Source organism: Oceanithermus profundus DSM 14977, assembly GCF_000183745.1.
GTDB lineage: Bacteria > Deinococcota > Deinococci > Deinococcales > Marinithermaceae > Oceanithermus > Oceanithermus profundus.
Genome location: NC_014761.1, coordinates 356954 through 368163 on the forward strand (window position 1 = coordinate 356954; position 11210 = coordinate 368163).

Below are 11210 nucleotides of genomic sequence, written 5' to 3' on the forward strand. Positions count from 1 at the left end.
TTCCTTGTGCGTCCCGGGCGGGGCCTGCGTATAATGGCGCGGGCGCGGCGGCGCCCAGCAAAGGAAGCGAAGCGATGAGCACACCCGAACAGCTGCGCGAGACCCAGTACAACGCGACCGTCGTCAGCAAGATCATGGTCACCCCCAACCTGATGATCCTGCGGGCGGTCACCGACGAACCTCGCGCCGAGTTTTCGGCGGGGCAGTACACCACCCTGGGCCGTTTCGGTTTCGAGCCGCGCTCGGCCAACTCCGACGACGAGTTCAAGCCGGCGCCGCCCGACAAGCTGATCCGCCGGGCCTACTCGATCGCCTCCGCGCGCCACGAGACGCGCGAGTTCGAGTTCTACATCACCCAGGTGAAGTCGGGTCAGCTAACCCCGCGCCTCTTCGCCCTCGAGGTGGGCGACCGCCTCTTCGTGGGCGACCGCATCGTCGGCAGCTTCCGGCTTTCCGACGTCCCACCCGAGCAGGACATCCTCATGATCGCCACCGGCACCGGCATCACCCCGTTCATCAGCTTCCTGCGCTCCCACGTCGCCGAGCGGCCCCAGAGCCGCATGGTGGTGGTTCAGGGGGCCTCGCACCAGCGCGACCTGGGGTACTACGCCGAGCTGGCCTTCCTGCGCAACGCCTTTCCCAACTTCCACTACCTCCCGACGCTCACCGACGCCGACGCCACCTGGAACGGCCACCGCATGTGGATCGAAGAGATGCTGGCGTCGGGCGAGATCGAGAAGGCGAGCGGGATCGCGCTCGATCCCGAGCGGACCCACGTCTACCTCTGCGGTAACCCGAAGATGGTCGAAAACGTCGCGGCCTGGCTGGAGACCAACGCCGGCTACCGCAAGGCCAAGGGCCGCGAACCCGGCGAGCTGTACATCGAAGAGTACTGAGCCCGCCCTCACGCCCGCGCGCCGCCGAGTTTCGGCGGCGCGCGGGTAGGGACGGTGGGCGCTCAGCGCTGGGGTTCGATGATGACCTTCATCGAGTCGCCGCCGGCGGCGGTCAGCTCGAAGCCCTTCTGCGTCTCGGCGAGCGGCAGACGGTGGGTGATCAGGTCCTCCACCGGCACCCGCCGGGCCCGGATCAGCTCCAGCGCCTCGGCCAGGTCGCGCGGCGCGGCGGCGTAGGTGGAGAGCAGCTTGACCTGCTTCTTCCAGAAGGGGAAGACGTCGAACGCCACCTTGGTGCCCGGGGCCATGATGCCGTAGAGCAGCACGGTGCCGCCCTTCCTGACCGTCTGCATGGCTTGGTCGAAGAGCGCCGGCGCGGCGGCGGTGGGGATGACGTAGTCCACGCCCTCGCCGTTCGTTTCCTCGAGCACCCGCTGCACCACGTCCTCGCGGGTGGCGTGGAGGGCCACCTCGGCCCCCGACCTGCGCGCCATCTCGAGCCGGAAGTCGTTGATGTCGGTGGCGATGATCTTCCCGGCGCCGTAGGCGCGGGCGGTGCGGATGACGAGCTGGCCTGAGAGCCCGCTCCCCAGCACCAGCACGCTGCGCGCGGGCTCGAACCCCATCACCCGCAGGCCCCGCACCACGCAACCCAAGGGCTCGGTGAAGCTGCCCTCCTCGTAGCTCACCGAGTCGGGCAGCTTGAGCACCCCCCGGGTCTCGACGTTGATCGCGGGCACCCTCACGTACTCGGCGAAGCCCCCCGGGTCGTACGTGGTGTTGCTGATCAGGGGGCAAAGCGAGTGCTGGCCGCGCTGGCAGTATTCGCAGCGGCCGCAGGGCACGTGGTGGGTGGCGGTCACGCGGTCGCCGGGCTGGAACCCGGTCACGCCCTCGCCGACGGCCACGATGTCGCCGGCGATCTCGTGCCCCAGCACCAGCGGCGCCTTCTTGATGCGGTACCACTCCATCACGTCGGAGCCGCAGATGCCGCTGGCGACGATCTTGATGAGCACCTCGCCGGGCCCGATCTCGGGGACCGGCTGCTCCTCCAGGCGCACGTCGTGGTTGTTGTAGTACATGGCTACGCGCACGGCGGCCTCCTTCGCGGCCGGGGGCGGGCCGCCCCCGGCGCGGTCGCTAGTTGCCCTTGAGCTCCTGGTAGTAGGCGTAGGCGTCCTCGACGCTGCCGTCTTCGTGCACCAGCTTGGCCAGCGCCCGCATCATCGCCACCGGGTCGTCGGCCTGGAAGACGTTGCGGCCCATGTCCACGCCGATGGCGCCGGCGTCGAGGGCGTCGCGGGCCATCTGCAGCGCGTCGCGCTCGGGGATCTTCTTGCCGCCGGCGATGACCACCGGGACCAGGCTGGTCTCGATGACGCGTTCGAAGTTCTCGCAGTAGTAGGTTTTCACCAGGCGCGCGCCCAGCTCGCCAACCATGCGGGTGGCGAGGCTGAGGTAGCGGGCGTCGCGGTCGAGGCCGCGGCCCACGGCCACCACGCCCAGGGTGGGGATGCCGTAGCGCTCGGCGGCGTCCACCATCTTGGAGAATTCCAGGATGGTGTCGCGCTCACTCGCCGGCGTGCCCACCATCACCGAGAAGGCCACGAAGGCGGCGTTCATGCGCACGGCCTCCTCGATGCCCACCGAGATGCCCTCGTGCAGCAGGTCCTCGTTGAGGATGCTGGTGCCGCTGGAGACGCGCAGCGAGATGGGCTTCTTCAGCTTGGGATCCACGGCGTTGCGCAGGGCTCCGCGGGTGAGCATGAGGGCGTCGGCGTAGTCGATCGCCGGGTGGATGGCCTTGTACATGTCTTCGAGGCCCGTCGTCGGCCCCATGAAGTAGCCGTGGTCCACCGCGAAGAAGATGGTGCGCCCGCTCTTTTCGTTGAAGACGCTGTGGTAGCGGTTCTTCATGCCCCAGTCCATGTTGAGTTCTCGCATGTCCTTCCTCCTATCCTTTCCGTCCGAAGGCCGTATGGAACGCTTGGATGTTCTCCTCGGGTCCGGCGCCCTTGAAGACCGCCGAGCCCGAAACCACCACGTCGGCGCCGCTGGCGGCGACCTCGGCCGCGTTGGTCAGATCGATGCCGCCGTCGACGCCGATGCGGACGCCGCTCACCCCCAGGTCGTCGAGCTTCCGGCGCAGCTGCGCGACCTTGCGCAGCGTACCGCGAACGAAGCCGCCGCCCGGGAAGCCCGGGTCCACGGCCACGAAGAGGACGAGGTCGATTTCGTCGACCAGCGCCACCACGCCGCTGATGTGGGTCCCGGGGTTCAGGGCCACGCCCGCCCTGGCTCCCACGCGCTTGGCCTCGGCCACCGCCCGGTGCAGGTGCGGCCCCGCCTCGGCGTGGACGGTGATCCAGTCCGCCCCCTCGAAGGCGGCCACGTGCCGCTCGGGGTTTTGCACCATCAGGTGCACGTCCAGCGGCAGGCTGGTAAGGCGGCGCACCGCCCTGAAGAGGGCGACGTCGCCCAGGATCTGCGGGGCGAAGACGCCGTCCATCACGTCGAGGTGGATCCAGTCCGCCCCGGCTTCCTCGAGCCGCGCCAGCTCCTCGGCCAGCCGCCCCAGGTCGGCCGCGAGCACGCCCACCGAAAGCAGGGTCTCAGGCATGAACCCTTTCCGCCTCCTCCCGCATGACGTCGAGGAACCGGTCGATGTTCGCGATCTCGTCCATCTCCTTGATCCAGCGGCGCCCCACCTGGATGGCGAAGCGCTCGGCCACGGCGCGCTTTTCCGGATCCTCGATGCTGGAGATGTCCCAGACGCTGACGATGCCCATCATGCGCCGGAGCGCCTTGGTGCCGGCGATGCCCACCATGTCGCGGAAGATGCCGGCGAGGTAGTCCTTGCGGAAGCGGGCGAAGTCGGCTTCGCCGCCCGGGTAGTCCCAGTAGTCCGCGGGCATGAGGTCGCCCTCGGGGTGCGCGACCCAGAGGTTCTCGAACTTCTGGGCGAACCGCTCCCAGATCTGCTTCATCGTCTCCATGAGCCAGGCCTGGTAGTCGGCGCGCTCTTCCGGGTCGGGGGTGTGGGCGTAGTGGGAGGCGTAGCTGAGCATCAGGTTCTGCAGCACCGCGGCCACGTCGTACCCCGCCGGCCCCACGAAGGCGAACTCGGGGTCGATGACCCGGGTCTCTTCCTGGTTGATCATGATTGAGCCGGTGTGCAGGTCGGCGTGGATCAGCGACTGCGCATGGTTCATGTAGCCTTCCTTCAGCCAGGCCACGCGCTCCTTGAGCTCGCCGTCGCGGCGGACCTCCTGCACCAGGTCGTCGAGCAGCGGGTTCCAGTTGTTCTCGGGCGATTCTTTGAAGGGGTTGGTGTAGACGAAGTCCTCCTGCAGCTTGCGCAGATGGGGGTTCATGAAGCGCTCCACGAGCGCCTTCTTCTCCTCACCCTTCAGGTAGAGGTCGGAGGTGTGGAAGAGGGTGTTCGCTAGGAAGGTGGCGATGTCCTCGGCGAAGTTCGGGAACTTGACCCGACGGACCAGCGGCTTGCGCATGATCTCGTGGCGGTTCAGGTTCTCCATCATCAGCGTGGACATCTCGTAGTCGTGGTCGTAGACCTGTGGCGCCAGCCCGGGGGCGTACTTGTTGTGGAGCTTGAGCGCCTCGGTCTCGTAGATGACGCGGTCGCGGGTGAGCGGCCAGTCCTCGCCGACGACGCGCAGGTAGGGGAGCGCCTGCTTGACCACCAGGGTGTGCACCGGGTTCTCGCGGCTCTGGACCACGAAGACCAGGTTGAGGTTGCCGTCCCCGACCTCCTGGACGTCGTAGGTCTCGTCCGGCGGCAGGATCCCGGCCAGCGCCGGCCGGCCCTTCAGGTAGTCGAGGAGCGTTTCGGGGGTGAGCGGTTGGTAGGCCACGGTTACCTCCTTTCGGGGTAGAGCTCGAGCAGGCCCGCTTCGCTGGCGGCGGCGATGCCGCGCTCGGTGATGAGGCCTTTCACCAGCCGGGCCGGGGTGACGTCGAAGCCGTAGTTGGCGGCGGGGCTTTCGGGCGGGGTGAGGAGGACGCGCTTGACCTCGCCGTCGGAGAGCCCCTGGATGTACTTGACCTCCTCCTCGCCGCGCTGCTCGATGGGGATCTCGGCGACGCCGTCGCAGATCGACCAGTCGAGGGTGCTGCTGGGCAGCGCCACGTAGAAGGGTACGCCGTTGTCGGCGGCGGCCAGGGCCTTGAGGTAGGTGCCGATCTTGTTGGCCACGTCGCCGCAGCGGGTCACCCGGTCGGCGCCTGTGATCACCAGGTCCACCAGGCCGTGCTGCATCAGGTGCCCGCCCACGTTGTCGGCCACCACGGTGTGGGGCACGCCCTGCTGCACCAGTTCCCAGGCCGTCAGCCGCGCGCCCTGGTTGCGGGGCCGGGTCTCGTCCACCCAGACGTGGATGGGGATGCCGCGCTTCTGCGCCTCGTACATGGGCGCGGTGGCGGTGCCGTAGTCCACGAAGGCGAGCCAGCCGGCGTTGCAGTGGGTGAGGATGTGGACGGTATCGCCCTTCTTCTCGTAGATCTCCTCGATGATCTTCACCCCGTGCTCGCCGATGCGGCGGCAGAACTCGGCGTCCTCGTCGGCGATGGCCTGGGCGGTGTCGTGCGCGACCCGCACCCCTTCCGCGGGGGTCCGGGCGCGGCCGGTGATCTCGCGCAGCTGGCGGTCCACGGCCCACTCGAGGTTGACCGCGGTGGGGCGGGTCTTCTTGAGCTTCTCGCCTGCCGCCTGCAGGTAGCCCAGGAAGGCTTCCATCGAAGCCTGCGGGGCCTCGAGCGCCGCCAGGTACATGCCCCAGCCGGCGGCCGCGCCGATCAGCCCGGCGCCGCGCAGGTGCATTTCCTTGATCGCCCGGGCCATGGCGTCGCTGCTCGCCAGGTCTTCGATCACGAACGCGTGGGGTAGGGGCCGCTGGTCGATGATCTGCACCACCCGGTCGTCGCCGGGTTTGAGCCAGATCGTGCGGTAGTGCTCGCCGCCTACGTTCACCTCATGCTTCCTTTCTGCCCGCGAAGAGGATGTTGAACACCAGCGCCGCGAGCAAGATGACGCCGGTGATCAGGGTCTTCATGTAGATGTCCACCGAAACCTGGTCGAGGCCGTTGCGCAGCACCCCCAGGATCAAGAGCCCCACGATCGTCTGGGGGATGCCGCCCACGCCCCCGAAGAGCGAGGTGCCGCCGAGCACCACCGCGCCGATGGCGTCGATGAGCATGCCGTCGAAGGCGGTGGGGGTGGCGCTGCCGAGGCGGCCGATGCCCACCACGCCGGCGAGGCCGGCGGTGAGCGCCCCGATGACCATCACCGCGGTGACCACGCCCCGGGTGTTCACCCCGGCCAGCTCGGCGGCCTTGGGGTTGGCGCCGGTCATGTAGACGTACCGGCCGAAGCGGGTGTACTTGAGCACCAGGTGGCCGACCAGGAGGGTGAGCGCGGCGACGATGACCAGCCACTTGACCCCGAGGATGCGGCCGCTGCCCAGGGTCTCCGAGAGCGGCGGCAGGTCGAAGAGGATGCGGCCGCGCGTCAGGTAGAGGCTGAGGCCCGAGGCGATGAGCGACATGGCCAGGGTGACCATGAACGAGGGGATGCCGAGCCGTGCGGTGCCCACGCCGTTGATCCAGCCCAGCGCGCCCGCGGCCAGCAGCGCCGCGACGATGGGCCAGGGCTGGGGCAGGTGGCCGGCGGTGTAGTAGGCCGCCACCACCCCGGCGAAGGTGGCCATGTAGGAGACCGAGAGGTCGATCTGGGCGGTGAGCAGCACGAAGGTGATGCCCGTGCCCATGATGGCCAGCAGCGCGACCTGGTTGAGGATGTTGGCGGCGTTCTCCAGCGTGAGGAAGCTGTCGGAGTAGACCGAGAAGAACAGGATCAGCGCCAGCAGCGTCCAGACCGGGGCGAACTCGCGGCTCTTGGCCAGAAAGGTCCGCCAGCGGCCGGAGGGGTTGGGGGAGTCGTGGGGTTCGTTTGCCATGGCGTTACCTCGCTTCGGCCAGCTCGCCGGCGGCGGCGTGCAGCAGCTGTTCCTTGGTCACGGTCTCGCCCACGAACTCGCGCACGATGCGGCCCTTGGCCATCACCAAAATGCGCTCGCTCGCGGCCAGCACCGTCTCGGGTTCCGAGGAGATGAGCAGCACGCCCACGCCGGCCTGGCTGAGTTCACGCAGGATCTTCATCACCTCTTCCTTGGCCCCGACGTCCATGCCGCGCGTGGGCTCGCTGACGACGAAGACCTTCGGGGGTTCCACCAGCCAGCGGGCGATGGCCACCTTCTGCTGGTTGCCGCCGCTGAGGAAGACGACCTCCTTGAGCGGATCGGGCGGGCGCACGCCGACGCGGCGGATCACCTCGTCGGTCACGGCGACCTCGCGGGGGATCTGCGGCACCAGCCCGGAGATCTGCGCCAGCCAGGGCAGGGTTACGTTTTGGTAAATTGGTTTCTCCAAAAACAGCCCGGTGCGCCGGGAAGGGGGCACGTAGGCGACGCCGCGGTCGATGGCCCGCCGCGGTCCGACGCCGACCGGCCGTCCTTCCAGGAGGATCCGGCCCGCGGCGGGCTTGAGCAGGCCGTACACCGCCTCGCCCAGCTCGAAGTGGCCCGAGCCGATCAGGCCGTAAAGGCCCAGGATCTCCCCGGGATGGAGCTCGAGGCGAACGTCGGTGAAGGTGCGCGGCCGCGTCAGGCCCTCCACGACGAGCACCGGCTCCGAGGCGGCGTGGCGGTCGACGACGGTGCGGCCGCCCATGTAGGACTCTTCGAAGAAGGCGGCCTCCTTGCCCAGCATGAGCCGGACGAGTTCTTGTTTGTCGGTGGCCCCGGCCTCGAGCGTGGCGATCTTGCGCCCGTCGCGCAGCACCGTGACCCGGTCGGCCACCCAGGTGACCTCCTCGAGAAAATGGGAGATGTAGACCACGGCCTTGCCGGCGCGCGCCAGGTTGCGCGTCAGCTCGAGCAGGTGGCGGGTCTCCATGGGGCTGAGGGCGCTGGTGGGCTCGTCCATGATGATCAGCTCGGCCCCCGAGGTGAGGGCGCGGGCGATCTCGGTGAGCTGGTGCACGCCCAGCGGGTAGCGCTCGAGCGGCTCGCGGACGTTCACGTGCGCGAAACCCAGCTCGGCCAGGATGGCCTCGGCCTCGCGGAAGATCCGCGGCCAGTCCACCACCCCGCCGGAGAGCGGCTGACGCCCCAGGAAGATGTTCTCGGCGACGGTCAGCTCGGGCATCACGCTCAACTCCTGGTGGATCATGGCGATGCCCAGGTCGAGGGCGTGGCGCGGGTTCTTGAGCCGCACCGTCCGGCCCTGCCAGACCATCTCCCCCTCGTAGTCGGGGATGACGCCGGCGAGGATCTTCATCATCGTGGACTTGCCCGCGCCGTTCTCGCCGACGAGGGCGTGCACCTCGCCGCGGCGCACGTCGAAGTCGATGTCCGAAAGGGCCTGGATGCCGCCGAAGCGCTTGGCGACGTGGTGGAGCTCGAGCAGGGGTGCGGTCGTTTCCATGTCGGGGAGGCGCCCCCGGCCCCGCGGGGCCGGGGGCCGGGGAGGCTAGGCCAGGAAGTGCTTCTCCTGCCAGAGCAGGCCGGGGCCGGCGCCGATGCCGTAGCCCTTGAGCAGCCAGGGCTTGTCGGTCTTCTCCTTGCTCGGGGGCAGGATGGCGGGGCCGTCGGCGAGGATGAACTCGGGGATGTCCTTGCCCGGTTGCTCCTTGAGCATGGCCGCGTAGTACCCCGCGACCAGCGCGCCCCAGTGGATGCGCGCCGAGGAGTTGCGGGCGGTGGCGTGCAGCTTGCCGTCGAGCACCGCCTGGACCGCGGGGGGCATGCCGTCGATGCCGCCGAGGACGATCTCGTTCTCGCGGCCGGCGTTCTTGATCACGTGGTAGGCGGCCAGCGCCATGTCGTCGTTGTGGAAGAAGGCGGCGTCGATCTTCTTGTAGCGGTTGAGGAGGTTCTCCCAAAGCTGCGCCACCTTGGCCACGTCCCAGTCGGCGGGCGACTCGTCGATCACCTTGATATCGGGGTAGCGCTTGACCACGTTGTAAAAGCCCTGCGCCCGCCCCTGGGCCCCGGTGTGGCCCAGCGAGCCCTGGGTCATGACGATGTTGCCCTTGCCGCCGATGGCGTCCACCAGAGCCTGCGTAACCTGCTCGGCCATCCAGACGTTGTCGGGGGCGATGAAGGTGTGCTGCTTGATCTTGCCCCAGGGGGCGAGCATGGTGTCCATGGCGATGACCGGGATGCCCTTGTCGATCATCTTCTGCACCGGCTCCACCAGCGAGCCGATCGAGAGCGACTGAATGGCGACGAAGTCCCAGTCCTTGGCGGCCATGGCGTCCACGGCGGCGCGCTGCTTGGCGACGTCGAGCTGCCCGTCGTACCAGTGGATCTCCACGCCCAGCCACTCGCCCCACTGCTCGACGGTGTCCTTGCCCTGGGCGCACCAGGTGGCCTGGAGGCCGGCGTTGGAGAAGGCGGCCTTGAGGGGCCGGTTCTTGCCTTCGGCGGCGCGCACGGTCTGCAGGAAGGCAGGGCCGGCGACGATGCCCATCGAGGCGAGGGCGCTTTGGATCATGAATTTACGGCGGCTGAGGTCGGGTTTACCCATTTGGAACCACTCCTTCGGTCGCACCGCGGGGGTGCGGTGAATGCAAAAGGGATTTCAGGCCGAACGGTCCGGTGCGGTTGGTCGCGCTCTCACCTCCCTCCGTGCTCACAGGGTCTTTCGGGACAGGGCCTCCCAGATGCGCCGCTCGTCGGAGTCGGCGGTCTTGAGGCGGCGCATGCTCAGCGCGACGTAGATCGTCTCGACGATGGCGATCTGGGCGATGCGCGACGAGGCGGCTTCCGGGCGCAGTTCGTGGTAGCTGGAGTAGAGGGTGACGTCGGCCTGCTGGGTGATGGGCGACGAGAGCGAGCCGGTGATGGCCACGGTGGCGGCCCCGTGCTTCTTGGCCTCCTCGAGCGTGAGCACGGGGTCGGTCGAGGCCCCGGTCTGGGAGATGCCGACCACCACGTCGTCCGGCCCCAGGAGGGCGGCGTGCATGAGCTGCAGGTAGGAGTCGGTCTGGATCCAGACGGGCAGGCCCAGGCGGAAGAGGCGGTTGTAGAAGGTTTGGGCGATGGGTGCGGAGGTGCCCACGCCGATGATCAGGGTGCGCTTGGCGCCGTCGATGAGGTCGACGACGCGTTCGATGCCGGCCGTGTCGAGGCTCTGCAGGGTCTCCAGCAGCGCCCGGTTGGCGGCGGCGAAGACCTTCTGCGCGATCTCGCGGGGGCCGTCGGAGGGGTCGACGGTCTCGTGGATGAACTGCACCGGCGAGGCCAGGTCCTGGGTGAGGGCCACCTTGAAGTCGAGGTAGCCGCGGTAGCCGATGGCGCGGCAGAAGCGCAGCACCGAGGGGTCGCTCACCCCCGCCTGCTGGGCCAGCTTGGCCAGCGGCATGTGGATGACCTGTTCCGGGTGCTCGCGCACGTAGTCGGCCACCCGCCGTTCCGAGGGCGAGAGCTTGTCGTAGAAGCTGTTGATGCGTGAGAGTACCCTTGCGTTCGTTCCCATTGTGTAGTCCCACTACCTCTGGGTTGTAGTGATTGTACCCCGGGGCGGGGCCGCTGTCAACGGCGGGTATAGGCTGATGGGGTGGGGTTGGACGTGCGTTTTCCCGAGAGCCTCGAGGCCCGCCTGATTCGGCGGGAGAACCGCTTCGTGGTGCGGGCCCGGAGCGAGGGCCGGGAGCTGCGGCTGCACCTGCCCAACACCGGCCGGCTCGCCTGGCTGGCGCCGGAGGCGCGGCTGCGCTACCTGCCGCGCTCGGGCGGGCGCACCGAGGGGCGGGTGCTGCTGGCGCGGGACGGGGCGGTCTGGGCGCTGCTCGACTCGGCGTACGCCGAGGCGGGGCTGCCGCGGCTGCTCGAGCGCTGGGGCTGGGGGTTCGTCTCCGCCCAGCCGCGGGTGGAGGGGAGCCGGCTCGACGCCCTCGTCCGCGACGAAGCGGGGCGCGAGCGGCTCTTGGAGCTCAAGTCGGTCACCCACGTGGAAGCGGGCGGCGCCTGCTTCCCCGACGCCCCCTCGGCGCGGGCCCTGCGGCACCTGCAGCTGCTCGTCCGGCACCGGGGGGCGCTCGTCTTCGCGGTGCTGCGGGCCGACGCCGAGCGGTTCGCCCCCTGCCCGGTCGACCCCGCCTTCGGCCGCGCGCTCTGCCGGGCGCTCGAGGCCGGCCTCTGGGCGCGGGCGGTGCGGGCGCGCGTCGAGCCTGCGGGCCTCGTATGGGACGCAGAGCTCCCCCTATACTGTGGAGCGTGACGCGCGCGAGGA

Annotated in this window: 11 protein-coding genes; 2 read left to right on the top strand and 9 right to left on the bottom strand. The window is 69.1% G+C overall.

Features of this window, described 5'->3' with window-relative positions:
• Positions 1 to 74 precede the first annotated feature (74 nt).
• A complete protein-coding gene (locus tag OCEPR_RS01785) occupies positions 75 to 896 on the top strand; it encodes a ferredoxin--NADP reductase (protein WP_013456993.1) in 822 nt (273 codons plus the stop codon).
• 62 nt (positions 897 to 958) lie between these two features.
• On the opposite strand, the gene OCEPR_RS01790 is transcribed toward OCEPR_RS01785, so the two are convergent.
• The 9 genes from OCEPR_RS01790 to OCEPR_RS01830 all read right to left on the bottom strand — a co-directional run bounded on the left by OCEPR_RS01790 (position 959) and on the right by OCEPR_RS01830 (position 10454).
• Positions 959 to 1990 (bottom strand): zinc-dependent dehydrogenase, encoded by a 1032-nt coding sequence (locus OCEPR_RS01790; RefSeq protein WP_013456994.1) that lies wholly within the window; start codon positions 1988 to 1990, stop codon positions 959 to 961.
• Positions 1991 to 2036: 46 nt separating this feature from the next.
• Positions 2037 to 2840 carry a 3-hydroxy-5-phosphonooxypentane-2,4-dione thiolase gene (gene lsrF, locus OCEPR_RS01795; RefSeq protein WP_013456995.1) on the bottom strand — a complete coding sequence of 268 codons (804 nt, stop codon included), beginning with the start codon at positions 2838 to 2840 and terminating at the stop codon, positions 2037 to 2039.
• Positions 2841 to 2850: 10 nt separating this feature from the next.
• On the bottom strand, positions 2851 to 3516 hold the full coding sequence (locus OCEPR_RS01800; RefSeq protein WP_013456996.1) for a ribulose-phosphate 3-epimerase: 666 nt from the start codon (positions 3514 to 3516) through the stop codon (positions 2851 to 2853).
• Positions 3509 to 4771, bottom strand: coding sequence for an S-methyl-5-thioribose kinase (mtnK, locus tag OCEPR_RS01805; RefSeq protein ID WP_013456997.1), 1263 nt, complete (start codon positions 4769 to 4771; stop codon positions 3509 to 3511). The genes OCEPR_RS01800 and mtnK overlap by 8 nt, the downstream gene beginning before the upstream one ends.
• 2 nt (positions 4772 to 4773) lie before the next feature.
• Entirely contained in the window at positions 4774 to 5886 is a 1113-nt protein-coding gene (gene mtnA / locus OCEPR_RS01810) for an S-methyl-5-thioribose-1-phosphate isomerase (protein WP_013456998.1), read from the bottom strand.
• 1 nt (position 5887) lies between these two features.
• Positions 5888 to 6871 (bottom strand): ABC transporter permease, encoded by a 984-nt coding sequence (locus tag OCEPR_RS01815; RefSeq protein WP_013456999.1) that lies wholly within the window; start codon positions 6869 to 6871, stop codon positions 5888 to 5890.
• A gap of 4 nt (positions 6872 to 6875) precedes the next feature.
• Complete coding sequence (locus OCEPR_RS01820) at positions 6876 to 8399, bottom strand: sugar ABC transporter ATP-binding protein (protein ID WP_013457000.1); 1524 nt, start codon at positions 8397 to 8399, stop codon at positions 6876 to 6878.
• Positions 8400 to 8444: 45 nt separating this feature from the next.
• On the bottom strand, positions 8445 to 9503 hold the full coding sequence (locus OCEPR_RS01825; protein WP_013457001.1) for a sugar ABC transporter substrate-binding protein: 1059 nt from the start codon (positions 9501 to 9503) through the stop codon (positions 8445 to 8447).
• A gap of 105 nt (positions 9504 to 9608) precedes the next feature.
• Positions 9609 to 10454, bottom strand: coding sequence for a MurR/RpiR family transcriptional regulator (locus OCEPR_RS01830; protein WP_013457002.1), 846 nt, complete (start codon positions 10452 to 10454; stop codon positions 9609 to 9611).
• Between the two features lie 81 nt (positions 10455 to 10535).
• Here OCEPR_RS01830 and OCEPR_RS01835 point away from each other — a divergent pair, with 81 nt between their 5' ends.
• Complete coding sequence (locus tag OCEPR_RS01835) at positions 10536 to 11198, top strand: DNA/RNA nuclease SfsA (RefSeq protein ID WP_013457003.1); 663 nt, start codon at positions 10536 to 10538, stop codon at positions 11196 to 11198.
• Positions 11199 to 11210 lie beyond the last annotated feature (12 nt).